The sequence below is a fragment of the Micromonospora sp. LZ37 genome, from assembly GCF_059359015.1.
This window is the reverse complement of record NZ_JCADBL010000001.1, coordinates 367,570-394,163: the sequence shown is the minus strand read 5'-3', so window position 1 is coordinate 394,163 and position 26,594 is coordinate 367,570. Positions and strand designations below refer to the sequence as shown.

General features: G+C 72.8%; 20 protein-coding genes and 2 pseudogenes. 8 read left to right on the top strand and 14 right to left on the bottom strand.

Translation table 11 applies throughout. The features are described 5' to 3' along the window. The first annotated feature begins 143 nt into the window (after positions 1–143). Together AC5L3Z_RS01875 and AC5L3Z_RS01870 are read left to right on the top strand one after the other, a co-directional pair. A complete protein-coding gene (locus AC5L3Z_RS01875) occupies positions 144–1,994 on the top strand; it encodes a bifunctional metallophosphatase/5'-nucleotidase (RefSeq protein WP_494838988.1) in 1,851 nt (616 codons plus the stop codon). Positions 1,995–2,226: 232 nt separating this feature from the next. Continuing rightward, entirely contained in the window at positions 2,227–2,604 is a 378-nt protein-coding gene (locus AC5L3Z_RS01870; protein ID WP_494838987.1) for a chorismate mutase, read from the top strand. 146 nt (positions 2,605–2,750) lie between these two features. On the opposite strand, the gene AC5L3Z_RS01865 is transcribed toward AC5L3Z_RS01870, so the two are convergent. From AC5L3Z_RS01865 to AC5L3Z_RS01830, 8 genes are all read right to left on the bottom strand, one after another. Beyond that, positions 2,751–3,764 (bottom strand): ABC transporter ATP-binding protein, encoded by a 1,014-nt coding sequence (locus AC5L3Z_RS01865; RefSeq protein ID WP_494838986.1) that lies wholly within the window; start codon positions 3,762–3,764, stop codon positions 2,751–2,753. Beyond that, complete coding sequence (locus AC5L3Z_RS01860; RefSeq protein WP_494838985.1) at positions 3,757–4,785, bottom strand: ABC transporter ATP-binding protein; 1,029 nt, start codon at positions 4,783–4,785, stop codon at positions 3,757–3,759. Before AC5L3Z_RS01860 ends, AC5L3Z_RS01865 begins: the two co-directional genes overlap by 8 nt. A 26-nt stretch (positions 4,786–4,811) precedes the next feature. Next, positions 4,812–5,789, bottom strand: coding sequence for an ABC transporter permease (locus AC5L3Z_RS01855; RefSeq protein ID WP_494838984.1), 978 nt, complete (start codon positions 5,787–5,789; stop codon positions 4,812–4,814). Beyond that, entirely contained in the window at positions 5,782–6,708 is a 927-nt protein-coding gene (locus AC5L3Z_RS01850; RefSeq protein ID WP_494838983.1) for an ABC transporter permease, read from the bottom strand. The genes AC5L3Z_RS01855 and AC5L3Z_RS01850 overlap by 8 nt, the downstream gene beginning before the upstream one ends. A gap of 148 nt (positions 6,709–6,856) precedes the next feature. Beyond that, positions 6,857–8,497, bottom strand: a complete 1,641-nt coding sequence (locus tag AC5L3Z_RS01845) for a peptide ABC transporter substrate-binding protein (RefSeq protein ID WP_494838982.1) — start codon at positions 8,495–8,497, stop codon at positions 6,857–6,859. 724 nt (positions 8,498–9,221) lie between these two features. Then, positions 9,222–10,397: a thioester domain-containing protein gene (locus AC5L3Z_RS01840; protein ID WP_494838981.1), complete on the bottom strand. Its 1,176-nt coding sequence runs from the start codon at positions 10,395–10,397 to the stop codon at positions 9,222–9,224. Between the two features lie 179 nt (positions 10,398–10,576). Next, positions 10,577–11,263 (bottom strand): response regulator, encoded by a 687-nt coding sequence (locus AC5L3Z_RS01835; RefSeq protein ID WP_494838980.1) that lies wholly within the window; start codon positions 11,261–11,263, stop codon positions 10,577–10,579. Continuing rightward, a complete protein-coding gene (locus AC5L3Z_RS01830) occupies positions 11,263–12,501 on the bottom strand; it encodes a PspC domain-containing protein (RefSeq protein WP_494838978.1) in 1,239 nt (412 codons plus the stop codon). Before AC5L3Z_RS01830 ends, AC5L3Z_RS01835 begins: the two co-directional genes overlap by 1 nt. Positions 12,502–12,699: 198 nt before the next feature. Between AC5L3Z_RS01830 and AC5L3Z_RS01825 the strand changes: the two genes are divergently transcribed. The 3 genes and pseudogenes from AC5L3Z_RS01825 (at position 12,700) to AC5L3Z_RS01815 (ending at position 16,343) form a co-directional block, all read left to right on the top strand. Further along, positions 12,700–14,283 carry a PspC domain-containing protein gene (locus AC5L3Z_RS01825; protein WP_494838977.1) on the top strand — a complete coding sequence of 528 codons (1,584 nt, stop codon included), beginning with the start codon at positions 12,700–12,702 and terminating at the stop codon, positions 14,281–14,283. Beyond that, a pseudogene (locus AC5L3Z_RS01820) lies at positions 14,280–14,513 on the top strand (hypothetical protein); the annotation flags it as partial. The gene AC5L3Z_RS01825 and the pseudogene AC5L3Z_RS01820, both read left to right, overlap by 4 nt. Positions 14,514–15,095: 582 nt before the next feature. Beyond that, positions 15,096–16,343: a phosphatidylserine decarboxylase gene (locus AC5L3Z_RS01815; protein WP_494838975.1), complete on the top strand. Its 1,248-nt coding sequence runs from the start codon at positions 15,096–15,098 to the stop codon at positions 16,341–16,343. A gap of 60 nt (positions 16,344–16,403) precedes the next feature. Here the strand turns inward: AC5L3Z_RS01815 and AC5L3Z_RS01810 are convergent, their stop codons facing one another. From AC5L3Z_RS01810 to AC5L3Z_RS01800, 3 genes are all read right to left on the bottom strand, one after another. After that, complete coding sequence (locus tag AC5L3Z_RS01810) at positions 16,404–17,330, bottom strand: CDP-alcohol phosphatidyltransferase family protein (RefSeq protein WP_494838974.1); 927 nt, start codon at positions 17,328–17,330, stop codon at positions 16,404–16,406. Between the two features lie 348 nt (positions 17,331–17,678). After that, complete coding sequence (locus tag AC5L3Z_RS01805; RefSeq protein WP_494838972.1) at positions 17,679–18,587, bottom strand: NUDIX hydrolase; 909 nt, start codon at positions 18,585–18,587, stop codon at positions 17,679–17,681. A 110-nt stretch (positions 18,588–18,697) separates the two neighbouring features. Next, positions 18,698–19,645: an NUDIX hydrolase gene (locus tag AC5L3Z_RS01800; protein WP_494838971.1), complete on the bottom strand. Its 948-nt coding sequence runs from the start codon at positions 19,643–19,645 to the stop codon at positions 18,698–18,700. A gap of 144 nt (positions 19,646–19,789) precedes the next feature. On the opposite strand from AC5L3Z_RS01800, the pseudogene AC5L3Z_RS01795 reads away from it, so the two are divergent. Then, positions 19,790–20,074: pseudogene (locus tag AC5L3Z_RS01795) on the top strand (PspC domain-containing protein); the annotation flags it as partial. 130 nt (positions 20,075–20,204) lie between these two features. Here AC5L3Z_RS01795 and guaA read toward each other — a convergent pair. Continuing rightward, positions 20,205–21,761, bottom strand: a complete 1,557-nt coding sequence (gene guaA / locus AC5L3Z_RS01790; RefSeq protein ID WP_494838969.1) for a glutamine-hydrolyzing GMP synthase — start codon at positions 21,759–21,761, stop codon at positions 20,205–20,207. A 193-nt stretch (positions 21,762–21,954) separates the two neighbouring features. Here guaA and AC5L3Z_RS01785 point away from each other — a divergent pair, with 193 nt between their 5' ends. Further along, entirely contained in the window at positions 21,955–22,233 is a 279-nt protein-coding gene (locus tag AC5L3Z_RS01785; RefSeq protein WP_494838967.1) for a hypothetical protein, read from the top strand. On the opposite strand, the gene AC5L3Z_RS01780 is transcribed toward AC5L3Z_RS01785, so the two are convergent. Further along, on the bottom strand, positions 22,230–23,927 hold the full coding sequence (locus AC5L3Z_RS01780; protein ID WP_494838966.1) for an FAD-dependent oxidoreductase: 1,698 nt from the start codon (positions 23,925–23,927) through the stop codon (positions 22,230–22,232). The two genes, AC5L3Z_RS01785 and AC5L3Z_RS01780, sit on opposite strands and share 4 nt — an antisense overlap. A 136-nt stretch (positions 23,928–24,063) precedes the next feature. Between AC5L3Z_RS01780 and AC5L3Z_RS01775 the strand changes: the two genes are divergently transcribed. Beyond that, positions 24,064–25,176, top strand: coding sequence for an LCP family protein (locus AC5L3Z_RS01775; protein WP_494838964.1), 1,113 nt, complete (start codon positions 24,064–24,066; stop codon positions 25,174–25,176). 4 nt (positions 25,177–25,180) lie between these two features. Here AC5L3Z_RS01775 and AC5L3Z_RS01770 read toward each other — a convergent pair whose 3' ends face one another. Beyond that, complete coding sequence (locus tag AC5L3Z_RS01770; protein ID WP_494839575.1) at positions 25,181–26,593, bottom strand: M1 family metallopeptidase; 1,413 nt, start codon at positions 26,591–26,593, stop codon at positions 25,181–25,183. Position 26,594 lies beyond the last annotated feature (1 nt).

Sequence of the window (26,594 nt, the reverse complement as noted above, 5' to 3'; positions counted from 1 at the left end):
GCCCGGGCGAGGTCACCGTCACCGGCCCGGCGGGGGTGGGACGAAACCTGCCACGGTGCCACCCCTGGCGCGTTCGCCCCCGAACGGGAACGATGACGGTGAAATCCCCGCCCGCTCCCCCGCAACGGACCTGGGAGAACACCATGAGTCAACCGCGCTCGCGCGGTCGGGCCGTGCTGCGCCACCTCGCCGTACCGGCCCTCGCGCTGGCCGTCGTGGCCACCCTGCCCGCCACCGGCCGCCCCGGACCGCAACCCGTCGGCGCCGACCCGGCGACCGCCCTCACCCCGGTCGCCGTCTCCTACGCCGCCGCGACCGGCGGCGAGGTCAAGGGCAACTTCCTGAGCTACAACGACTTCCACGGCGCCATCGACCCGCCCGGCGGCAGCGGCGCCACGGTCAACGGCACCCCCGCCGGCGGCGTGGAATACCTCGCCACCTGGCTGAGGAAGCTGCGCGCCGAGGCCACCGCCGAGGGCCGCGGCACCACCACCGTCGGCGCCGGTGACCTCATCGGCGCCACCCCCCTGGTCAGCGCCGCCTTCCACGACGAGCCCACCATCGAGCTGATGGACGAGATCGGGCTGGAGATCAGCTCGGTCGGCAACCACGAGTTCGACGAGGGCGTCGAGGAGCTGATCCGGATCGACAAGGGCGGCTGCCACCCGGTCGACGGCTGCGCCGACGGCGACGGCTTCGCCGGCGCGAGGTTCACCTACCTGGCCGCCAACACGATCAGCAAGAAGACCGGGCTGCCGATCCTGCCGCCGGTCGACGTCCGCTTCGTCGACGGCGTACCGGTCGGCTTCGTCGGGGTCACCCTCGAGGGCACCCCCGGCATCGTCAACCCGGCCGGCATCACCTCGGTGGAGTTCCGGGACGAGGTGGCGACCGCCAACCGGTGGGGCGGCCTGCTCAAGCTCTTCGGCGTCCGGGCGATGGTGCTGCTGCTGCACGAGGGCGGCGCCCAGTCGCCGCCGCCGAACCCCCCGGGCGTCTCCGACTGCGCCAACTTCTCCGGCCCGGTGGTGGACATCGTGCGCGGCCTGCGGCCGGAGTTCGGGCTGGTCGTCTCCGGGCACACCCACCGCTTCTACTCCTGCTCGCTGCCGAACTCCTCGGGCGCGCCGAGCGTGGTCACCAGCGCCGGCAGCAACGGCCAGCTGGTCACCGACATCGACTACTCGCTGGACCGGGACACCGGCCGGTTCACCGGCATCTCCGCCCGCAACGTGGTCGTCGAGAACGGCGTCCGCAACGCCGACGGCAGCTGGCAGCAGAGCGCCCCCGGCGTCTACGTCCGCAACCCGGAGCTGGTCGACCCGGGCGCCAAGGCGCTCGCCGACAAGTACCGCGCCGCGGTCGCGCCGATCGCCAACCGGGTGGTCGGTCGGATCTCGGCGGACATCGTCCGGGACGCCCGCCCGAACGGCGAGAGCCCGCTCGGTGACGTGATCGCCGACGCGCAGCTGGCGTACACCCGGGGCGACGGCGCGCAGGTCGCGCTGATGAACCCGGGCGGCATCCGGGCCTCCCTGTCGTACGGGGCGTCGCCCGGCGGCGAGGCGCCGGGCGAGGTGACCTACGGCGAGGCGTTCACCGTCCAGCCCTTCAACAACCTGGTGGTCACCCAGACCCTCACCGGAGCCCAGCTCCGCAACGTGCTGGAGCAGCAGTTCGTCGGCTTCAACGGGCAGACCACCCAGCGGATCCTCCAGGTCTCCGCCGGGCTGACCTACTCGTACGACAGCACCGCCCCGGCCGGCTCCCGGGTCAGCGCGCTCGCGCTGAACGGCGCCCCGGTCGACCCGGCGGCCGACTACCGGGTCACCACGAACGACTTCCTCGCCAACGGCGGGGACGGCTTCACCGAGCTGACGGCGGGCACCGGCCGGAGCACGGCGCGGGGCTTCGACGTCGACGCGCTGATTGCGTACCTCGCCGCCGGACCGGTCGCCCCGGGCCCGGCCGACCGCATCACCCGACTCGGCTGAGCGGCCGGGGTCCTACCTGAACCTGACGGGTTTGCTTGCGGGGGTCGCGCCCCGCGCGGCATACTCAACGGCGTGTTCGGTCAGCGCTTCTACTTTTACTACGGCACCGGGAGTCCGGCAGCCGTAGGTCGCGCCTGATCGACAGACCTGCGAAAAGCCCCGGGCTCGGAGAGCCCGGGGCTTTTTCGTCCCGGGATCCGGGCACCGGGCCCGACACCCGAGGGGTACGGCGATGATGACAGACGTGGCGGAGCAGAGCGGCAGCGTGGCGCAGTCCCGGCCGGAGGGCGACTCCGACCCGCAGGCGGCGACGCCCGCCGCCCCGGCCCGTCCGGTGGAGGCCCGGACCGGCACCGAGGACACGGCCGCCGCCGAACGGATCGTGGCGATCCGGGAGCGGATCGACGAGATCGACCGCACCCTGATCGAGCTGTGGCAGGAGCGGGCCGGCCTCTCCCAGCAGGTCGGCGCGACCCGGATGGCCTCCGGCGGCACCCGGCTGGTGCTCTCCCGGGAGCGGGAGATCCTGGAACGGTTCCGCAGGGAGCTGGGGGCCGACGGCACCCAGCTGGCGCTGCTGCTGCTCCGCGCCGGGCGCGGACCGCTGTGAGGCGTACGCCGACCGGAGGCGGCCCCCGACGGGCCTGACCCGCCCGGCCACCGTCGTACGGGTCGGCGCCGGCGCGGGCGACCCGCCCGGATACGCCGAACCGCCTGCCGGCGTCGGGTCGACGACGGCAGGCGGTCCGGAGGGTGTCACGCGCCGTGGGTGGCGACGATCTCCCGCTTCTCCGCGAAGTGGCAGGCGCTCGTGTGGTCCGAGCCCGGCCGGATCTCCAGCAGCGGCACCTGCTCGGCGCAGACGTCCTGCGCCTTCCAGCAGCGGGTGCGGAACCGGCAGCCCGAGGGCGGGCTGACCGGGGAGGGGACGTCACCGGTGAGCCGGATGATCGCCTTGTTCTCCCGCAGCGTCGGGTCCGGCACCGGCACCGCCGAGAGCAGCGCCTGGGTGTACGGGTGGGTCGGCCGCTCGTAGATCTCGTCCTCGGTGCCGACCTCCACCATCTTACCCAGGTACATCACCGCGACCCGGTCGGAGAGGTGACGCACGACCGACAGGTCGTGGGCGATGAAGATGTACGACAGGCCGAACTCCGCCTGGAGCTTCTCCAGCAGGTTCATCACCTGCGCCTGGATCGAGACGTCCAGGGCCGAGACCGGCTCGTCGCAGACGATGATCTCGGGCCGCAGGGCGAGCGCCCGGGCGATGCCGATGCGCTGACGCTGGCCGCCGGAGAACTGGTGCGGATACCGGTTGATGTGCTCCGGGTTGAGGCCCACCAGGTCGAGCAGTTCCTTGACCTTGTCCCGGCGGCTGCCCTTCGGCGCCACCTCCGGGTGGATCTCGAACGGCTCGCCGATCAGGTCGCCGACCGTCATCCGCGGGTTCAGCGACGTGTACGGGTCCTGCATGACCAGCTGGATCTGCCGGCGCAGCCGACGCAGCGCACCGCCGGACAGCTTGGAGATGTCCTGGCCCTTGTAGAGCACGTTGCCGGCGGTCGGCTTCTCCAGGTTCATCAGCACCCGGGCCAGCGTCGACTTGCCGCAACCGGACTCGCCCACCACGCCCAGGGTCTCGCCGGCCTTCAGCTCGAACGAGACGCCGTCGACGGCCTTGACGTGACCGACGGTCTTCTTGAACACGATGCCCTGGGTGACCGGGTAGTGCTTGACCAGGTCACGGACCTCGAGGATGTTCTCAGTCACGGTTCACCAGCTCCTCGGCGAAGTGGCAGGCGCTGGCCCGACCGGCGCCGATCTGCAGCAGCGGGGGGACCTTCTCCCGGCACACCGGCTGCGCCATCGGGCAGCGCGGGTTGAACGGGCAGCCCGGCGGGATGTTCATCAGGTTCGGCGGGAGGCCCTTGATGGTCCGGAGCTCCTGCCCCTTCTCGTCCATCCGCGGGATCGAGTCGAGCAGGCCGAGGGTGTACGGGTGCGCCGGCTTGGCGTACAGGTCGTACACGTCGGCTTCCTCGACGATCCGGCCCGCGTACATGACCGCGATCCGGTCCGCGACGTCGGCGACCACGCCGAGGTCGTGGGTGATCAGGATCAGGCCCATCCGCCGCTCCCGCTGGAGCTCACCGAGCAGGTCCATGATCTGGGCCTGCACGGTCACGTCCAGCGCGGTGGTCGGCTCGTCCGCGATCAGCACCTCGGGGTCCAGCGCCAGCGACATCGCGATCATCGCGCGCTGCCGCATACCACCGGAGAACTGGTGCGGGTAGTTGCTGAACCGGCCCTTGGCGTTCGGGATCTTGACCTGGTCGAGCATCTCGATCGCGCGCTTCTTGGCGTCCGCGCGGCTCATGCCGCGGCGGACGCGGAACTGCTCGGCGATCTGGAACCCGACGGTGAAGACCGGGTTCAGCGCGGAGAGCGAGTCCTGGAAGATCATCGCGATGCCCTCGCCGCGGATGCGGCGGCGCTCCTCGTCGGACATGGTGAGCATGTCCTTGCCGTGGAAGCGCACCTGACCGCCGGTGACGAACCCGGGCGGCATGTCGAGGATGCCCATGATGGTCTGCGCGGTGACGCTCTTGCCGGAACCCGACTCGCCGAGCACGGCGAGGGTCTCCCCCGCGTCGACGTGGTACGTGACTCCGTTGATGACCTTGGCGACGCCGTCCCGGGTGCGGAACTCCACCCGCAGGTCGTCGACCTCCAGCAGCCGGCCGGACGGGCGGCCGGATCCGTCGGCGCCGGGCGCGGAATGCTCGGACACGAGAATGTCGGACAACTCAATCTCCCCTAGCGGAGTTTCGGATCGAGGGCCTCGCGGACGGCCTCACCGAGCATGACGAAGCTCAGCACGGCGGTGACGAGGAACGCGGCGGGGAAGAAGAGCAGGTTGGGCGCGACCCGGAGGTAGTTCTGCGCCTCGCTGATCATGATGCCCCACGAGACCACCGGGCTCTTCAGCCCGACCCCCAGGAACGACAGCGTCGCCTCGGCACCGATGAACGAACCCACCATGATCGTCGAGTACACCAGCAGCGGCGCCAGAGAGTTGGGCAGCAGGTGCTTCAGGATGATCCGGCCGGTGCCCGCGCCGAGCGCCCGGGCGGCGACGATGTAGTCCGCCTGCTTGGTGGCCAGCACCGAGGAGCGCATCAGCCGCATCACGACCGGCCAGCTCAGCACGACCAGGGACGCGATGACCAGCCCCTCGATCTGCCACACGCTGTTGCTGGTGCCCGACCCGTTGAAGGTGGTCAGGATCACGATGGCACCGAGCACGAACGGCAGGCCGAAGAAGACGTCGGCGATCCGGGAGAGCAGCGCGTCCACCCAGCCACCCCGGTAGCCGGAGATGATGCCCATCGTCCCGCCGACCAGCATGGTGCCGATGACGGAGAGCAACGCCACCAGAATCGAGGCGCGGGCGCCGTAGATCGTCCGGGCGAAGACGTCCCGGCCCTGCACGTCGTAGCCGAAGAGGGCCTCCGACGAGGGCTTTCCGAGGCTGCGCGAGAGCGAGCCGTTGACGGCGTCACCCGAGGTGAAGAGCGACGGGAAGGCGGCCATCACCACAAAAAGGACAATGAACGCGGAGGAGATCCAGAAGAGCGGCTTGCGGCGCAGATCGCGCCAGGCGTCGCCCAGCAGGCCGCGCGGCTTCTCCTTGCGGGCGCTCTCCGGCAGCCCGGCGTTGGTGGGGGCACCGATCTCGGTCGGCTGCTCCGGCCGGGGGGTGCTGACGATCGACGCGGCAGACGGGTCACTCATAACGGATCCTCGGGTCCAGGGCGGCGTAGAGCAGGTCGACCAGCAGGTTCATCAGCAGGTAGACCAGCACCAGCACGACCACGATGGAGACAACGGTAGCGCTCTCCTTGGTGACGATCGACCGGTAGACCTGTCGACCGATCCCGTTGATGCCGAAGATGCCCTCGGTGATGATCGCGCCACCCATCAGGGCGCCGAGGTCGGTGCCGAGCAGGGTGACCACCGGGATCAGCGAGTTGCGCAGCAGGTGCACCCCGACCACCCGGCGCATCGGCAGACCCTTGGCGATCGCGGTGCGCACGTAGTCGGCCCGCCGGTTCTCGGCGATGCTCGTCCGCGCCACCCGGGCGATGTACGCCATCGAGGCGCTGCCCAGCACGAAGCCGGGGATGATCAACTCGGAGAACGGCATCTCCGAAGAGACGGTCGCCCTGACGATGCCCCACTGCACGCCGAACGTCCACTGGAGCACGAAGCCCACGACGAAGACCGGCAGCGCGATCAGGAAGAGCGACGAGACCAGGACCAGGTTGTCCAGGAAGCCGTTGCGGCGCAGGCCGCTGAGCACACCCGCGGTGAGGCCGATGATCGCCTCGATCGCCAGGGCGACGAGGGCCAGCTTCAGCGTGTTCGGGTACGCCGTCGCGATGATGTCGTTGATCGACCGACCGCTGTACGTCGTACCGAAGTCCCCCTGGAGGAGGTTCTTCATGTACGCGAAGTACTGGACGAAGACGTTCTCGTCGAGGTTGTACTTCTCGGTCAGCACGGCGACGTACTCGGGCGGGCAGCGCCGCTCGCCGCACTTGCCGGCGAACGGGTCACCGGGCACGGACCAGACGAGCCAGTAGATCAGGAACGTCGTGCCGAGAAACACCGGCACGAGTTGGAGCAGCCGTCTCACCAGATAACGGCCCATGGGGTGGTCCTCCAGACAGGGGGCGCGTCGGACGGCCGACACGATGGAGACAAGTGCGAGGGAGGATGTTGTAGCACCCGCTCGCGGAACGGCCCCGGGTCGGGCCCACCGGATGTGGCGAGCCCGACCCGGGGTCAGATCGTACGGATCAGAGCTCGACCGAGGAGAGGTCCAGCTCGCCGACGTTGGTCAGCTCAAGCTTCTTGATCTTCTCCGAGAAGCCGGACTGCTGTCCGTAGAAGTAGACCGGAATGGTCGGCACGTCGGCGTCGACCTTCTTGAGGACCTCGGCGAACTGCTGGTGCGAGGCCTCGAGGCTCGGGGCGCCGCTGGCGGCCTTGGCCATGGCGTCGACCTCGGGGTTGCTGTACAGACCGTCGTTCGAGGAGCCGTTCTTGACGTAGAGCGGGTTCACCCAGTTCTCGACGTCCGGGTAGTCCTGCTGCCAGGCGGCACGGTACGGACCGGTCATCTTGTGGGCGTTGATGTTCTGGCGGAAGACCGCGAAGGTCGGCACGCCCTCGGCGCGAGCCTGGATGCCGAGGTTGGTCTTGACCTGCTGCGCGACGGCCTCCATCCAGTCCTTGTGGCTGGAGTCGGCGTTGTAGTAGAAGACCATCTCGCCCTGGAAGCCACCGGCCTCCTGGAGCAGCTGCTTGGCCTGCGTGGGGTCGAACTTGCAGACGGTGCAGTTGCCGGCCGGCGCGCCCGGGGTCAGCGGGTTGGCCCAGCTGTCAGCCGGCTTGCGGGTGCCGAAGAAGATCTTGTCCGAGATGTCCTGCCGGTTGATCGACAGCGACACGGCCTTGCGCAGCTTCGGGTTCTGGAAGCGCTTGTCGTAGATCGGGAAGGCGATGAAGGCCGTCGTCGGGGTGACCGTCGAGCGGGCGCGCTCGCCCAGGTCCGTCTTCCACTTGTCGCCGGCCAGCGCCGCGGTGGGGAGGACCTCCATGAAGTCCAGGTTGTTCGAGAGCAGGTCGGCGTAGGCCGCGTCCTCGCTCTGGTAGAGCTTGAAGGTGACGTCCTTGACCTTCACCTTGTCGCGCAGGCTGTAGTCCTCGAAGCGGGTGAGCTTGATCTGGACGTTGTCCTCCCAAGCCACGAACTTCACCGGGCCGTTGCCGATCGGCTTCTTGCCGAAGTCCGCGGGCGTCTGGGTGAAGAACGCGTCCGGCAGCGGCATGAAGGCGCTGTAGCCGAGCTTGGTCGGGAAGACCGCGGTCGGCGCGGAGAGGGTGACCTCGAAGGTCTGCTCGTCGACGACCTTCAGGCCGGACATCGTCTTGGCCTTCGGCTCCGGAGCCTTCTGCGGGCCGTCGGCGTCCGGGTCCTCGGAGGTGACGTCGGCGTAGCCGGCGATGTCGGAGAAGAAGCTGCCGTTCGCGGCGCCGCTCGGCGTGTAGGCGGCCCAGTTCCAGGCGTCGACGAAGTTCTTCGCCTTCACCTCGGTACCGTCGTGGAACTTGGTACCCTTCTTGATCTTGATGGTGAAGACCTTCGAGTCCTTGGTCTCGATGGACTCGGCCAGCGCGTTGCGCGGGGCCCCACCGTCGTTCGGGTACTCGACCAGACCGGTCCACAGGGTGTCGATGATCTTGCCGCCACCGGTCTCGGTGGTGTTCGCCGGCACCAGCGGGTTCTCCGGCTGGACACCGTGAACGGTGATCGCGCCGTCCTTGGTCGCGGCGGCGTCGCCGTCGCCACCCTCGCTGCTCGAGCAACCGGTGGCGACCAGCGCGGCGGCAACGCCGACCGCGAGGGCGCCGGTCGCCCGCTTCGAGACTCTCATTCCGAGGGGCCTCCTCTTTCTGAACCTGGAACCGTCGTGGGTTTCACGCACGTATGGGGGTGACGCCTCCGGTGCTCCTGTGACACGGATCACCGGTTTCACCGCAGAGAGATCGGGACACCCCTGGGGTGCCGATTCGCCGGGCGGCCGCACCCCTCGCGCGGGACGCCACGCAGGCTCGACCACCACGGGCCGCTCTCAGAAGCGACGTCGTGGTCGGCGGAACATGCGGGGTGCCTCGCGCCAAGGGTGAGGTGCTGCCACTGTGACACTGATCGGCCGGTTCCGTGAAGGTGCCGTTATCAAGACGTTAGTTGGTCGCCACGTCGCCGATACTTGAGAAAAGATCATGAAGTGCCCCGGTCGCACCGCTCTGAGCAGGTACGACAGTACATCGCCACATCGACTCGTCACCCCGGCGCGAGGTCCGGCGGGCTCACCCGCCGCCGTTCCGGGCACCCCGGGACGTCCACCGGGCGGCGGCCGTTTTCGCCCATCCGGAGGATGCCGGTCTCGGCTGCGCGGGCACCATCGCCGGCCGGGTGGAGGAGAGCGCCGAGGTCCGGTACCTGATTCTCACCAGGGACGACGCCGGCAACCCACGCGGATCCTCCGGGCGGGACGACCACCGGCCTGATCCGGGCCGGACACCCCGCTCCGATCCCACCGACGCAGCCGGCCCCGGCACCGCGCGGGTGCCGGGGCCGGAGCCGGGACGAACGGGTCAGGCGGTGAAGCGCACCCGACGGCGGCGGACCAGGAGCACGGCGACCGCGCCGAAGGCGAGCAGCGCCACCCCGGCCAGGGCGGCGGCGGCGATCGGCGAACCGGTCAGCGGCAGGCCACCGCCGCTGCTCGCCGGCGAGGTGGACGGCGCCGGGCTCTCGACCGGGGTCGACGGCGAGGCCGACTCGACCGGCGTGGCCGGCGACGGGGACGCCGACGGGGTCGACGGGGTGGCCGCCGGGGTGGTCGGGGCGGCGGCGAAGTCGGCGGCGGCCCTGGCGGTCACGGTGGACCCGGCGCTGCCACCGAGGATCAGCTTCTGCTTGGCGTCCTTGCCGCCGGAGAAGAGGAAGACCCGGCCGAAGGAGACCGAATCCTGGGCGGAAACAGTCACGGTGACCTTGCCGGCGTCGGCGGAGGTCAGCCAGAACCGCGCACCGTTGGTGGTCGTGGTGACCGGCTTGCCCTCGGCGTCGACGGCGCTGCCGCCGGAGACCCGCACCGCGATGTCGCCCGCCGGGCCCTTGACCGTGAAGGGGCCGGCCCGGCCGCCGGCGGTGGCGCTCGCGCCGGCCGCCGGGTCGAGGGTCAGCTCGGCCTTCGGCTCCGGCTGGTCGGTCGCGTTCTTCACCAGGTAGTCGTGGATCTTCTCGATCACCTCGTACTCGGCGGCCGTGGTCAGGCCCTGCTCCCAGTCGCCCAGCTCGACGCCGTCGCTGAAGTGCCAGACGGCGGTCTGGGTGCCGAAGTAGAGCAGGGTGTCCCGGCGCTTCTCCGCCAACCCGTCCGGCAGGGTGACCCCGGCCCGGGCCAGCAGCTCGGCGCGCTCGGCGTTCGGGTAGCCGTGGGTGAGCACCCACTGCACCCGGCCGAGGTTCTTCACCTCCGACTGGCCCCAGGTGCCCTCGGTGTACTCACCGTTGCGCGCCACCGGGGTGTGGAAGTCGATGCAGAAGACCGGCACGGTGCCGTCCTTCAGCTCCAGCGCCAGCGCGGAGGTGGGCAGCGTCTTCCCGGCCAGCTTCAACACCACGCCGGTGCCCTCCACCGCCCGCGCGACGCCCTTCGTCGGCTCCTCGGCGGCGGCCGGAGCGGCCGTCCCGAGCACCATCGCGCCACCGGCGACCAGCGCCGTGGCGATCCCCGCCCAGCGCCGTCCACGTTGTCCGAACATCAGATTCGTGCACCTCTCCCCAGGGGTGGGCCCGCTCCCGGCGGGCCGGCATCAGTCGCCGTTCCCGCGGGGTTTCGCACCACCCGCTCGCGGGAACGCGACGGGGCATTATGCGACACGAACTGATCTCTTGTCAGCCCCTGGGGTCTGTCAGGCCTTGCGTCCGGATTGCGGCGGACTCAGACCAGGCGCCGGTCCGCCGCCCAGCGGGACAACTCGTACCGATTGGACATCTGGAGCTTGCGCAGCACGTTCGACACGTGCGTCTCGACCGTCTTGATCGAGATGAACAGCTCCTTGGCGATTTCCTTGTACGCGTACCCGCGGGCCAGCAGGCGCAGCACCTCCCGCTCCCGGTTGGTGAGCTGGTCCAGCTCCGGGTCGGCGACCGGGGCGTCCGGGCGGGCCGCGAAGGCGTCCAGCACGAACCCGGCCAGCCGCGGGCTGAACACGGCGTCCCCGTCGGCGACCCGACGGATCGCGGCGGTCAGCTCGTCCGGGGAAATGGTCTTGGTGACGTACCCGCGGGCCCCGGCCCGGATCAGCCCGATCACGTCCTCGGCCGCGTCCGAGACGCTGAGCGCCAGGAACTTGACCTGCGGGTGGGTACGCCGCATCGCGTCCAGCACCGCCCGCCCACCGCCGTCGGGCATGTGCACGTCGAGCAGCACCACGTCCGGCCCGGTCGCGGCGATCCGGCTGACCGCCTCGGCCACCGTGCTGGCCTCCCCGACCACCTCGACGTGCGCGCCCAGCTCGGCCCGGACGCCGGCCCGGAACATGGCGTGGTCGTCGACGAGGAACACCCGCAGCTGCCCGCTCCGCGCGCCCGCCTCCGCCACCGGTTCCATCGACTGCTCCGCCATCATCTGTCCCTCTCCGCCGTGGAACCGTTGCCGGTGATCGGCAGGATCAGCCGGACCTCGGTCCCCTCCCCCGGCCCGGACCGGATCTCGGCCCGACCGCCGTGCCGCTTCATCCGCCCGACGATCGACCCGCGGACGCCGTGCCGGTGATCCTCCACCGTATCCGGGTCGAAGCCCTTGCCCCGGTCCCGGACGAAGACGCTCACCTGCTCCGGCTCCACCTCGGCGTAGAGCGACACGGTCTGCACCCCGGCGTGCCGGGCGGCGTTCACCAGGGCCTCCCGGGCCGCCGCCACCAGGGCCCCGACCCGCTCGTCGGTCTCCCGGTCTCCCACCACCACCGCCTCGACGGTGATCGCGAAGGTGTCCTCCACCTCGGCGGCGGCCTGCTCCAGCGCGGCGGCGAAGCGCTCGGTCGGCGAGGCGGTGGGCTTGTAGAGCCAGTTGCGCAGCGACCGCTCCTGCCCCCGCGCCAACCGCTGCACCGTCTTGACGTCGGTGGCGTTGCGCTGGATCAGGGCGAGGGTGTGCAGCACCTGGTCGTGCACCATCGCCGCCAGTTCGGCGCGCTCCTGCTCCCGGATCCGCCCCTCCCGCTCCGAGCGGAGCTGGTTGTACGTCCGCCACACCACCGGGGCGGCCACCACGCCGACCCCGGCCAGGCCGACCAGCGCGAAGATCACGCCGTTGACCACGGCGTCGAAGTTCTGCACCGGCGAGTAGACCGCCGCGACACCGATGATGCCGACCGCGACCAGCACCCCGCCGCCGACGAAGCGGAGCACGAACGCCCGGCGGTCGCTCTCCTCCACCACTGCGCCCAGCCACGGCACCGGCATCGAGTCGCCCCACTGCCGGCGGCGCTCCGGCGCGGACTGGTGCCAGATCACCCCGGCGCCCACCGCGATGATCGCCACCAGCCAGCCGGCGGTGCCCGCCGCGCCCACCGAGTCGAAGACCAGCACCTGGAGCAGCAGCACGCCCAGCCCTATCGCCACGAAGGGCAGCAGCTGGCCGAGGTCCCGCCGGGGCGGCACGGTGGTGTCACCGGGGCGCAGCGGGACCACCGCCCAGAAGGCGGCGTAGAGCAGCAGCCCCAACCCGCTGAGCCCGAGCAGGACCATGAAGGCGACCCGTACCCGCAGCACCGAGATGCCGAGGTGGTCCGCGATGCCGGCCGCCACGCCGGCGGCCAGCCGCCGCTCGGGCGCCCGGTAGAGGCGGGGCGGCTGGATCACGGTGCTGATGTCGGCTCCCCTGTCACGGAGGGTGGGGTGGACGGCACCGGTGCGTACCGGCGTCGGGTCCGATCGTCACACGCGGCCCGCGTCCCCGACCACGGGGACGCCCCCGACATTCGTCCCCGGCGGATCTCAGGGTGGGGTCAGGGTCGGGTCCTGAGGACGCTCGGGCGGACGACGCAGCAGGATCGAGGCATGACCGAGGAAGCTGCCCAGCCGCACCGCCCCGGCGCGGGCGGGTCGGCCGGGCCACCGCCCGCCCCCGCCGGCCCGGCCTGGTCGGCGTCGCCCGCCGGTGGCGACGCCGCGCCGCCGCCACCCGGGGGGTACGCCGCCCCAGCACCGTCCGGCGGGGCCAGCTTCACCTCACGGTACGGCCTGGTCCGTCCCCGCGACGGCCGCTACCTGGCCGGCGTCTGCGCCGCCATCGGCCGGGCCACCAACACCGACCCGGTGCTGTGGCGGGTGATCCTCGCCGTGCTCGGCTTCTTCGGCGGGGTGGGCATCCTGGTCTACGTCGCCGCCTGGCTGGTCATCCCGGGCGAGGGCGACAGCGCCTCACCGGTGGAGTCGATGCTCGGCCGGGGGCGGTCCAGCATGTCCCCGGTCACCGTGATCGTGCTGAGCATCCTGGTCGCGGTCAGCTTCGGCTACATCGTCACGGACGCGTTCCGGGCCGTCCTGCTCGGCACGGCGATCCTCATCGGCGGCGCGCTCCTGCTCAACCGGGACGGCCGGCCCGGCGGCGTGCCGGCCCCGGACGGCGGCCCGCCGGCCCCGGCGGCCACCCCGCCCGGCCCGGTGCCGCCGGTCAGCTACCCGGCACCCGGCCTCTTCGCGCCCGCGCCCGACCCGGTCCCGCCGGCCGTCGCCCCGCTGCCCGTCCCGGCGCCACTGGACCGCACCGCCGAGCTGCCCGCGTGGTCCCCGGCGCCGACCGGCCTCCCCGCCCCGGCGGACCGGCCGTCCGCCCCGGCGCCGGTCTGGCCGGCCACCGTCGGAGCGCAGGCGACGACGGGCGCACCGCTTTCCGTACCCTTGGTGCCGCCGGTCGCGGCGCCGGCGGCCGGCGGCTACCGGGCGCCGTTCGCGCCGCGCGGGCCGTACGCCGCCTCGCCTCCGCCGCCCCCGCCGCCACCGCCGCCGGTCAAGCGCCCGAAGCGGCCGCGCGAGCGGTCCGCGCTCGGCGCGGCGACCTTCTCCCTGATCTTCCTGGCCCTGGGCGTGGTGGCGATCCTCGACCTGCTGGACGTCTTCCCGGTCGGCGCGGCCGGCTACTTCGCGGCGGCGCTGGCCACCATCGGCCTCGGGCTGCTGGTCGGCACCTGGTTCGGCCGGGCCCGCTGGCTGATCGCGCTGGGCCTGGTGACCGCGGCCGCGCTCGGGATCGCCACACTGGACGAGTCCTACGACCGGATCCGCGGGGTGGACGGCAACGTCACCTGGGCGCCCACCGACCACCGGGAGGTCGCCGTCCGGTACGAGAACAGCTTCGGCGACGCCACGCTCGACCTGCGCGCGGTGAACTTCGACGGACGGGACACCCAGATCTCCGTGGTGATCAACTTTGGTGAGGCGACCGTGGTGGTGCCGCCGAACGTCGACGTCACGGCGGTCTCCGACGTCAACGCCGGGGACGCCACCGTCTTCGGCCGGCGCTCCGGCGGCCTGGACGGCCCCACCCGGGAGGTCACCGACCTCGGCCCGGACGGTGCCGGCGGCGGCAAGCTGCGCCTCTCCGTCCAGGTCAACGGCGGCAACCTGGAGGTGACCCGGTGAAGCCGCACCGCACGGATCTCGTCTCGCTCGCCTTCGGCCTGATCTTCGTCGGGCTCTCCGTCTGGTGGCTGCTCGCCCGGATGCTCGGGCTCGCCCTGCCGCCGGTCGGCTGGTTCCTGGCCGGGGGGCTGCTCCTGATCGGGCTGCTCGGCCTGGTGGGGGCGCTGCGCTGGGGCCGGCACGCCGACCCCACCGCCGGCCGCGGACCGGCCCCGGGTGGCCCGGACCGGGACGACCGCGGCTCCGCCGACGCCCCGGACCCCGCCGTCGGCTGGCCCGCCCCGCTGGACGACCAGCACCCGGACACCCACCGGTTCCACGCCCTGGACGCGCCCGAGGTCCACTTCGAGGGCCCGGAGAGCTCCCTCGCCCCCGTCTGGGGACCGGCCGAGGAGCGCCGGACCGACGACGAGCCCCAAACCGGCGAGGAGACCCCGTACCGGCCGACGGGTGAGGCGGACGAGTGCCCCCCGGAGGCGGTCGGCGACCGGCCGTCCGAGGCGGTCGAGGACCGTCCGGCGGACGCCCGCTACCGGTACCCGGAGGACGAGCCCGTGGCGGACCGCGGCGACCCCACCGGCCGGGCCGGTGACGTCCGGGGCAGCCGGTGACCGGCGAGCACCGGCGACCGGCGTGACCGCGGCGGTGCGCACCTCCGGCGCGGACTCGTATGCTGGCCGTGCAGATCCCGCCTCGGCCGGCCGGGCCGTCGGCACCGGTCACGGCCGCTCCGGTAGCCGGGCCCCGACCCGGGGCCGGCGGCCAGGTCGCCGTGGCGGTCCCGCCTCTACCCCGTCAGGAGCCCGCCCGACATGACCCAGTCCCCCGCCGTGCGCACCTCGGGCCGGTCCGGTCCGGTCCGCCTCGGCGAGCGCGCCGCCCGTACCCTCGTCGCCGAACTCGCCCGGCGCAACGACCCGAAGGGCGCCCTCCTGGTCGGCGCGTCGCCGGAGTCCGCGGTGCTGGCCGCGGCGATCGACGCGCTGCTCCCCGGTGACCGGCTCACCGTCGTGCCGGCCGGGACGGCCGACGCCGGCGTGCTGCGCGAGCACGTGGCGGCGCAGGGCCGCTGGGTCGCCGACCGGGTCCGCGTCGTCGACTCCCTCGCCGAGGCCGACACCGCCGAGGTGGTCATCGCCGCCGAGCCGTTCACCGGCACCGCCGAGGAGACCCGCACCGCCGTCGACGGCCTGGCCAAGTACCTCGGCGACGGTGCGGTGCTGAGCGTGGCCGCACCGGTCTTCCGCACCGACGGCGCCGCCGCCGAGCTGGACCGGCAGGGCATCCTGCACGGGGTCCGCAACGACCTGGTGCTGCGCAACCAGCCGCCGGTCCGGGTGCACCACCTCCGGTTCACCCCGGCCGACGCGGCGTCGGCCGCCCGGCTCGCCCCGGCCCACCGGCCGTCCAGCGTCCCGCTGACCCGCAGCATGCACATCGACTCCAACGGCGTGGCGGCGGCCGGCATCGCCCTCGGGCTGGCCGCGGTCGCCCGGGTGGCCCGGCCCAAGTCGAAGCTCTGGCTGCTGCCGGCGCTGGCCGCCGGCCCGGTGGCCGCGTTCTTCCGCGACCCGGAGCGGGACGTGCCGGAGGACCCGTCGGCCGTGGTCGCCGCCGCGGACGGCCGGGTGCTCTCCGTGCAGCGGCTGCACGACGAGCGCTTCGGCGCCGGCGAGTGGCTGCGGATCGCGGTCTTCCTGTCGGTGCTGGACGTGCACGTCAACCGGGCGCCGGTGGCCGGCAAGGTGGTCGACTACTTCGTCGCCGACGGTGGCTTCGTCAACGCGATGAAGCCGGACGCCGAGCACAACGTGGCCGCGTACACGGTGCTGGACACCGAGCACGGCACGGTCGTGGTGGCGCAGCGGACCGGCCTGATCGCCCGGCGGATCGTCCAGCGGGCGCCGATCGGGGCGCTGCTGGCCCGGGGCGAGCGCTTCGGCCTGATCCGGTTCGGCTCGCGCACCGACGTCTACCTGCCGGTCGACGCCGCCGAGCCGCTGGTCGGGCCGGGCGACAAGGTCGTCGGCGGGGCCACGGTCATCGCCCGCTGGCGCTGACCACCGACGCGAGAAGGGGCGCCGCGGTCGCGGCGCCCCTTCTGCGTACGTGCGGGTGGGTCAGGCGGTGCGGCGCTGGTGCAGCCAGAGCAGCGGACCGCTGACCAGGTAGCCCACCACCACCAGGGCGAAGGTGAGCCGGATGTCGACCAGCGCGCCGATCACCGGGGCCAACCACACCCACGGCGGCAGCTTGACCAGCCGGGCCAGCTTCGCGTACGGGAAGCTGGACACCATGGCGAAGGCCAGCAGGGCCACCCCGGCGATCTGCACGACGGCCGGTAGCGGCAGCCCGATGGCGACCGTCAGGGCGAGCACCGCCGCCGCCATCGTGGTCGGTACGCCGCAGAAGAACCGGCCGTCCTTCGGCGAGACGTTGAACCGGGCGAGCCGGATCGCGGCGCAGGCCGCGACGAGGGCGGCGGCCACGGCGGCGGCCCCGGTGGGTGCCGACCCGGCCAGCGAGGCGTAGACCACCACCGGCGCGGCCAGGCCGAACGAGCACATGTCGGCGAGCGAGTCCATCTGGGCGCCGAACGGGCTGGCCACCCCGAGCTTGCGGGCGAGCGCGCCGTCCAGGCCGTCGAAGACCACGCAGGCGATGAGCAGGATCGCGGCCAGCCGGGCATCGCCGGCCATGGCGATGAAGATGGCGTTGATGCCGAGCATCAGGCTGGCCAGGGTGCAGGCGTTGACCAGCGCGAACTTCATCCGGCGGGCGGCGGTGCGCTCGCCCGGCAGCAGCGGGATGGAGATCGCCTGCGGGTCGTCGACCGGCGAGCTCGGGGCCAGCGCCGGGCTGACCGGCATGACGGCCTCGAGGTCGGCCCGGCCGGCGCGGCCGGCCCGGTCGAAGCCGTAGTGGCGGCGCGGCGTGTCCTCCAGACGCTCGGGGAACACCAGGTCGGCGTCGGCACGCGGGTCGCCGTCGCGGCGTCCCACCCGGACCAGCAGTACCTGGCGGGCGAAGGTGCTGCTGCGGCGCAACCGGCCCGCCCAGCGACGCCCTGCGGGGCGCGGACTGTCAGTCGTACGACGCCGGCGCCATGGGGCTCTCGGCACGTTTCCTCCATCACCGGATCGGCTGGCCGCCCTCGGGGGCGGGTGTCCGGCTGTCTCGTGCCGGACCGCTCGTGGCCCGGCAGCCGTTTAAGCGGAGTACACCATTGCACAGCGGGGTGGTGGTTGGCGATAGCTGCCGGCGGTACTTCTATCTGCCTATAACCGCACGAAGCGCTCTCTTATTCCCATCCCGGGCATCATCGCCCGTTCTCTTCGCCAACCCCTATTTCCGACTGTACCGGAGGTCGCCAGTATCGGCCCGGCGTGCGTGTGCTATCTGACCGCACGTCCCGTTGCCAGGGCCGCGACCTCGGTCACGCGCAGCGCGCTGACCTGGGACGGTGTGAACCAGGCCGCCCGTTCGGTCGATCCCCCGGCCTGCTCGGTCACCATCGGGTCGCCCGGCCGGTCGACCAGCACCCGGTAGACCACCCGCACCGCGTGCCAGTCCAGCGGGCGGCCCTCCGGACCGAGGGCGGCGGGGTTGTGCAGATTGTCGACCATCAACAGCTCGCCCACCCGGCCGAGCTGCCCGGACTCCTCCACCAGCTCGCGGAGCAGGCCGCTGACCGGCTGTTCCCCGTGATCCGTGCCACCCCCGGGCAGGTGCCACCGGCCCGCTCCCGGATAGCCCCGCGCGATCAGGGTGAGCAGCACCCGGCCGTCCGGGTCGGTGACCAGGCCGTACGCGGCGAACCGCTGCCGGCGGTCGGCGACCGGCCCGACGGTCGACTCGGCCGGCAGCGGCCGGGGCAGGCCCGGCGGGAGTGGGACGACGGGCAGGCCGAGCAGTTCGGCGGTGAACGGCATCAGCGGCACCGCCGCCGCCTCGGCGGGCGGGAACCAGGCCAGCTCGTCGCTGCCGCCGTCGCGCTCCGGCCGCAACCGGCCACCGTCCGCGGCGAGGTCGAAGATCAGCCGGTCGGTGTGCACCGCGACGCCGGGGAAGGTGGCGACGTCGGCGAGCGCGGCCCGCACCCCGGTCACCCGCACGGCGAGGCCGGTCTCCTCGGCGAACTCGCGGACCACCGCGTGCGCCGGGTGCTCGGCGTGCGCCAGGCCGCCGCCGGGCAGCTGCCACACCCCCGGGTACGGACCGGACGGCCCACCCCGGGCCAGCAGCACCCGCCCGTCGGCGTCCCGCAGGATCCCGTACGCGCCGATCCGCCGCCGCTGTTCCACGTGTCCCGCTCCCCGCCCCGACCCCGGTCACCGTCGATCATGAGGTTAACGGGCCCCGGCACGGCGCGCCGGGCCGTCGACCTGATGGTCGGCGGAGTGGGGCGGGGGGATCAGGTGAGGCGGGCGGCCTGCACGGCCTCGGCGGTGACCTCGGTGAGGCGGTGGATGGGCAGCGCGGTGAGCTCGTCGCGGGCGAACCACCGCGCCTCGCAGGTGGAGCCGCCGACGTCGGCGACCGTGGGCGGCGCCGGCTGGTCGACGACCACCCGGTAGAAGGCGCGCACCCCGTGCCAGTCGATCGGATAGCCCTCCGGGCCGAGCGAGGCGGCGTCCCGGTGACTCGCCACGCCGAGCAGCTCGACCAGGCGGCCCGTCTGGCCGGTCTCCTCCACCAGCTCACGGATCAGCGCCGCGCCGGGCTGCTCACCGTAGTCGGTGCCCCCGCCGGGCAGGTGCCAGCAGCCCGCGCCCGGGTAGCCGTCGGAGACCCGGGTCAGCAGCACCCGGCCCTCGGGGTCGGTCACCACGGCGTACGCGGCGAACCGCTGGGCGCGGTGCAGGCCGTCCGGGCCGGGCACCGCGTAGAAGGAGGGGAACTCCGGGGCCTCGTCCGGGACGATGTCGGCCGAGGAGGCCGGCAGGCCCAGGGCGCGGGCGGTGAACGAGCGCAGCGGCAGCTCGCGAGCCTCGTCGAGGGTGTACCACCGGGCCAGGTCGGTCGGGCGGTCGACCCGGTCGGCGAGCGTGCCGCCCCGGACGGAGACCCGGTAGAGCAGGCGGTCGGTGTGGATGGTGATGCCCCGCTCGGGCAGCGCCCGCATGTCGGCGAGGACGTCCTCCAGCCCGGAGACGGCGACCGAGAGCCCCGTCTCGGCGGCGGTCTCCCGGACGACGGTGTGGTGCGGGTCCTCGCCGTGGTCGACCGCCCCACCGGGCAGCGACCACACTCCGGGGGTGCCGGAGCGCTCCGAGGCGCGGACCAGCAACACCCGGCCGGCCGGGTCAGCACAAACTGCGTATGCCGCGATTTTGCGAAGCGGCTCCAGCAAGGTGGTCACGGGGCCAAATTCTCCCCGGCCACGGTTGCCAACATCGAAAAGAGTCAGATTCCTGACTCTGCGCTGGCGCATCAGGGATCGGTCAGGGTAGGCATCCGGGCGGTCACCGAGGTCGGCCGGCCGTCGGAGGCGGACCGTGGAGACATGACCTCGACGAGCACCCCCCAGGCCCCGTACAAGCAGCTCCGCCGACCCACCACCGACCGGATGGTGGCCGGCGTCGCCAGCGGCCTCGGCCGCTACTTCGCCGTCGACCCCACCCTGGTCCGGGTGGTGTTCGCGGTGACGACCCTGCTCACCGGCGGACTCGCCGCGCTGGCGTACCCGATCATGTGGTTCCTGATGCCGGAGGAGCCGGCGGGCGCGCCCGCCTGGCCGCACCCGGCCGCCCCGGCCGCCTGGCCGGCACCGGCGGCGCCGCCGGCCGGCGCCACCTGGCCCACCACGACCGCGGCGCCGGCGCCCACCACGGCAGCGGACCCGACCGTGCCGCTGCGGCCGCAGCCGGAGACCCGGCCGCAGCCTCAGCCGCCGACGCCGCCCGCCGCGTGAGCCCGCGTCACTCCCACTCGATGGTGCCCGGCGGCTTGCTGGTCACGTCCAGGACCACCCGGTTGACCTCGGCGACCTCGTTGGTGATCCGGGTGGAGATCCGGGCGATCACCTCGTAGGGCAGCCGGGACCAGTCGGCGGTCATCGCGTCCTCGCTGGAGACCGGGCGCAGCACCACGGGATGCCCGTAGCTGCGCCCGTCACCCTGCACGCCGACGCTGCGCACGTCGGCCAGGAGCACCACCGGGAACTGCCAGACCCCCCGGTCCAGCCCGGCGGCGGTCAGCTCCTCCCGGGCGATCAGGTCGGCCCGACGGAGCAGGTCCAGCCGCTCCTGGTCGACCGCGCCGATGATCCGGATGGCCAGGCCGGGGCCGGGGAACGGGTGCCGCCAGACCATCGCCTCGGGCAGGCCCAGCTCCAGACCGAGCGCCCGGACCTCGTCCTTGAAGAGCGTGCGCAGCGGCTCGACCAGCGCGAACTTCAGGTCGTCCGGCAGGCCGCCGACGTTGTGGTGACTCTTGATGTTGGCGGTGCCGGTGCCGCCGCCGGACTCCACCACGTCCGGGTAGAGCGTGCCCTGTACCAGGAACTCGACGTCGCCGTGCGCGGCGACCTCCCGCGCGGCCGCCTCGAAGACCCGGATGAACTCCCGGCCGATGATCTTGCGCTTCTGCTCCGGGTCGGTGACCCCGGCCAGCGCGCCGAGGAACCGCTCCTGCGCGTCGACCACCTTCAGCTTGATGCCGGTGGCCGCGACGTAGTCCTTCTCCACCTGCTCGGCCTCGCCCGCCCGCAACAGGCCGTGGTCGACGAAGACGCAGGTCAGCTGGTCGCCGACCGCCTTGTGCACCAGCGCCGCGGCGACCGCGGAGTCCACCCCGCCGCTCAGGCCGCAGATGACCTCCTTGTCGCCCACCTGCGCCCGGATCCGGGCGACCTGCTCGTCGATGATGTTCTCCGCCGTCCAGGTCGGCTCGATGCCCGCGATGTCGTACAGGAAGCGGGTGAGCATCTCCTGGCCGTGCGCGGTGTGCCCGACCTCCGGGTGGAACTGCACGCCGGCGCGGCGACCGGCCAGATCCTCGAACGCGGCGACCGGCGCGCCCGCCGACTCGGCGGTCACCGTGAAGCCCTCCGGGGCCTCGGTCACGCAGTCGCCGTGGCTCATCCACACCGGCAGGTCGGCCGGCAGGTCACGCAGCAGGACGCCGGGGTCGAGCAGGCGGGGACGCAGCGGCGTGCCGCCGTACTCCCGGTTGCCGGTCCGCGCGACCGTGCCGCCGAGCGCCTGAGCCATCGCCTGGAAGCCGTAGCAGATACCGAAGACCGGCACGTCGGCGGTGAAGACGCCGGCGTCGATCTGCGGGGCGTCGGGAGCGTAGACGCTGGACGGGCCGCCGGACAGGATGATCGCGGCCGGGTCCTTCGCCAGCATCTCGGCGACCGGCATGGAGTGCGGGACGATCTCCGAGTAGACCCTCGCCTCGCGCACCCGGCGCGCGATGAGCTGGGCGTACTGGGCTCCGAAGTCCACCACGAGGACGGGGCGAGGCGTGCTCATGTGCAGAAAGCCTACCCACCGGCACGCCGACGCCGGGCACGGGCCACACTCCCCGCGCGCCGCGTCGCGCCCGGGTCGCCGGACCCACCGGTCCGGTCCCCGTCGCGACGCCCGCGGCCGCCCGCCGGGCAGCGGCCCGGACGAGTGCGACCTAGCATCGGCCCGACCCGTTGGTGGCGCGGAGAGGCGCGGCATGACCGAGGTGACGGTACGGCGGTTCCGCGACGCGGACGCCGAGAGCGTGGCGCTGCTGGTCGCGCGGTGCCTGCGCGAGGTCAACAGCCGCGACTACCCGGCCACGCTGATCGAGCGGATGTGCGACCACTTCAGCCCCGCCAGGTTCCGCGAACTCGCCGCCGTCCGGCAGGTGTTCGTCGCGCAGCACGGGCCGTCCGAGGTGGTGGGCACGGTGTCCCGGGACGGCGAGACCGAATTCGGGATCAACCACATCCTCCGCAAACCCCTGATCTAGGCGCGCAGCGCGCCCGGGGCGTCCGCCGGGACCGCCGGGTGGCGCGGGGGCACCGGCTGCAGCCGGGTGTACGGCGCGCCGAGCGGCGGCCGGGGATCCTCCTCGCCCTTGTTCGGCCAGAAGGACATCGCGCGCTCCGCCTGCGCGGTGATGGTCAGCGACGGGTTCACGCCGAGATTGGCCGAGACCGCCGCGCCGTCCACCACGTGCAGCCCCGGGTGGCCGTACACCCGGTGCCAGGGGTCGATCACCCCGTCGTCCGGGCCGGCGCCGATCACCGCCCCGCCGAGGATGTGCGCGGTCATCGGGATGTTGAACGGCTCGGTGAGCGCCCCGCCGGGCGTGCCGCCGATCTCCTCGGCGAGCAGCCGGACCGCCCGGTTGCCGGCCGGGATCCAGGTCGGGTTGGGCGCGCCGTGCCCCGGCCCGGAGACCAGCCGCCGGCCGAACGGGCCGCGCCGGAACCGGGTGGTCAACGAGTTGTCCACCGACTGCATCACCAGAGCGATCACCGTACGCTCCGACCAGCCGCGCACCGAGAGCATCCGCGCCGCCGTGCCCGGCTGCCGCAGCAGGCTGCCCAGCCAGCGCCGGACGCGGTGCGGTCCCCCGTCGACCAGCAGCGACTGGAGCAGCCCCATCGCGTTGGAGCCCCGGCCGTAGCGGACCGGCTCGATGTGGGTCTGCGGGTCCGGGTGGAACGAACTGGTGATCGCCACCCCCTCGGTGAAGTCCAACCGCGCGGCCCGGGCCCGCTGGCGGGGCACCGACGCCCCGAGGATCGCCTCCGAGTTGGTCCGGGTCAGCTCGCCGAGCCGTGCCGAGAGACCCGGCAGCGCCCCGCTCGCCCGCATCTCGTGCAGCAGCCGCTGGGTGCCGAGCGCCCCGGCGGCGAAGACGACCTGGTCGGCGTGGATCACCTGCCGTCGCCGGCGCAGCCACGCGCCGGTGCGGACGGTGCTCACCTCGTACCCGCCGCCGGCGGCGGGCCGCACGCCGGTCACCGTGGTCAGCGGACGCACCTCGACGCCGAGCCGCTCGGCCAGCCAGAGGTAGTTCTTGACCAGGGTGTTCTTCGCGCCGTGCCGGCAACCGGTCATGCACGAGCCGCAGTGCGTGCACCCGGTGCGCTCCGGCCCGGCGCCGCCGAAGTAGGGGTCGGGCACCCGCTGCCCCGGACGGCCGATGTGCACGCCCACCGGGGTGGCGTGGAAGGTGTGCGCCACCCCCATCCGCTCGGCCACCGCCCGCATCGCCCGGTCCGCCCCGGTGTGCACCGGGTACGAGGTGACCCCGAGCATCCGCTTCGCCTGGTCGTAGTGGCGGGCCAGCTCGTCGCGCCAGTCGGTGACACCCCGCCACTGCGGGTCGTCGTAGAAGGCGTCCAGCGGCTCGTAGAGGGTGTTGGCGTAGACCAGCGAGCCGCCACCCACCCCGGCGCCGGAGAGCACCATCACCCCGCCGCCGGCCTTCCGGTCGGCCGAGCGCAGCAGGGTGATCCGTTGCAGGCCGTAGCAGCCGAGCCGGGGCGCCCAGAGGAACCGTCGGGCGTCCCAGGAGGTCTTCGGGAACTCGTCGTCGGTGAACCGGCGGCCGGCCTCCAGCACACCGACGGTGTAGCCCTTCTCCGCCAGTCGGAGCGCGGTGACGCTGCCACCGAAGCCGGACCCGATGACGACCACGTCGTACCGCATGAACGCATCATTACCGTCGGGTAGCCGTCGCGCCAGTGCCGGTTTTCCGCAATCATGCTTGCGTCCACCGATCCGCCCGGCCCCGAACGCAACCCGGTGCCCCCGTCGGAGCGTTGTGCAGACGGGGGTGACGAGCATGACTGGCGGGTCAGGAACGCGGCGGCCGCGTCGAGCGCTGCTGCTGGCCGCCCTCGTGGCGGTCCTCCTGGTGGGCGGCGGCGCGCTGGTCGTCACCCGGCTGGTCGGCGACCCCGGGCCCGAGCGCCGGCCCGGACCGGCCGCCACCACCGGCCCGCCCGGCGGCACCGCCGCCCCGAGCCCGACCGCCCCGCCGGGCACCGGCGTCAAGGGTCCGCTCAACCTGCTGCTGGTCGGCATCGACACCCGGGTCAGCGTGCCGGGGTGGGAGCCGCACGCCGACTCGGTGCTGATGCTGCACGTGCCCGCCGGGCTGGACCGGGCGTACCTCTTCTCCCTCCCCCGCGACCTGCTCGTCGACATCCCGGCCTTCCCGAAGTCCGGCTACCGGGGCGGACGGACGAAGCTCACCCACGCGATGAGCTACGGCAGCCGGGTGCCGGGCAGCCCGAAGCAACCGAGCGCCACCCAGGGGTACGAACTGCTGCGCGGCACGGTCAGCGGCTACACCGGACTCCGCGTCGACGCCGGCGCGGTCATCACCTTCACCGGCTTCGACCGGCTGGTGGACACCCTCGGCGGGGTGGACCTCTACATCGACCAGCGGGTGGTCTCGCTGCACCGGCGGCCCGACGGCCGGCACCGGGACCCCGCACCGGGGGGCTACACCGGGCCGCAGATGGTCTACGAGCAGGGCGAGCGGCACCTCAACGGCTGGCAGGCGCTCGACTACGCGCGCCAGCGGTACATCACCGGGGGCGACTACGCCCGGCAGCGCCACCAGCAGCAACTGCTGAAGGCGATGGCGCGCAGCATCCTCGACGAGGGGCTGGCCCGACAGCCGGACCGGGTCGAGCAGATCACCGCGGCGCTCGGCGACACCCTGCTCTACGCCGGCGGACCCCGCATCGTGGACCTCGCGTACGCGCTGGGTGGGCTGCCGGCGGACCGGATCACCCTGGTCGGGCTGCCCGGCGCGGGTGTCGGCAGGGGCAGCGGCTACCGGGGCGAGCAGCTCAAGAAGGTCGGACGGGACTTCCTCACCGCGCTCAAGGCGGGCGACGCCGAGACGTACCTCGCCGCCCACCCCGAGCTGCGGGTCCGGAGGTGACGCGTCAGAGCTTCTTCGGCGCGGCCGGCTTCTTCGTGCCGTACAGCCAGGCGTCGAAGAGCTTGTCGAGCTGCTTGCCGGAGATCCGCTCGGCCAGCGCCACGAACTCCTCGGTGGTCGCGTTGGCGTTGCGCTTCTCCGTCGCCCAGGTCTTGAGGATCTCGAAGAACGCCTTGTCGCCGACCGCGACCCGCAGCGCGTGCACGGTCATCGCACCCCGCTGGTAGACCGACTCGCTGAACAGCTTCTTCGCCCCCGGCTTGCCCGGCGGGGTACGCCAGACCTCGGCGGGCACCCGCGCGTAGCGGATGTCGAACGCCTGCTTCGCGGTGTACTCGTCGGTGTGCTCCGCCCAGAGCCACTCGGCGTACGAGGCGAGACCCTCGTTGAGCCAGATGTCCTGCCACTTCGTCAGCGCCACGCTGTTGCCGAACCACTGGTGCGCCAGTTCGTGCGTCACCACCGCGGTGTTCTCACCCCGGCGGAAGAAGCCGGCGGAGTAGACCGGCCGGCTCTGCGTCTCCAGCGCGTAGCCGATGCGCTTGTCCGAGACGACCACCCCGCCGTACGTCGCGAACGGGTACGGGCCGAAGAGGCTCTCCAGGTAGTCCGCGATCTTGAGGGTCTGGAGGATCGAGTCGTCCGCGGCACCCTTCGGCACCTTCGTGCTGACCGCGTTGAAGACCGACCGTCCCTTGTGGAAGCCGGTGTTCGTCCGGAACTTCCCGATCACCACCGTGCTGAGGTAGCTGGCCATCGGCGCCGCCTCGCTCCACCTCCAGGTGGTCCAGCCGTCCTTGGCGGCCTTGCCACGCAGCAGCCCGTTGCTGACCGCGGTCAGGCCGTCGGGAACGGTGATCTCGAAGTCGTAGGTGGCCTTGTCCGAGGGGTGGTCGTTGACCGGCATCCAGGTGCTGGCCGACTCCGGCTGGCCCAGGGCGATCGCCCCGTCGGAGGTGTGGAACCAGCCCCCCTCGCCGAGCGCCTCGTTCTTCAGCGGCTTCGGCACCCCCTCGTAGCTGACCTCGGCGACGAAGGCGGCGCCCGTGGCGAGCCCCTTGGCCGGGGTCACCACCAGCTCGTTCTTCTCCCGCACGTGGGTGGCCGGGGCGCCGTCCACCGTCACCGCGGTCACGGTGAGACCGGCCAGGTCCAGGTTGAACGACTTCAGGTCCCCGGTCGCGGCGGCCTTCACCGTGGTGACGCCGGTGAGCTGGTCCTTGGCCGGGTCGTAGCGGACCTTGACGGTGTAGCCGCTCACGTCGTACCCGCCGTTGCCGTAGCTCGGGAAGTAGGCGTCGCCCACCCCCGCCGCCCCCGGCTGGAAGTTCCGCGACGGGGTCGCAGCGGCGCTCCCCGAAGGCGTCGACCCCGACCGGTCCGACTCGCAACCGGCCACCCCGACGGTCCCGGCCATC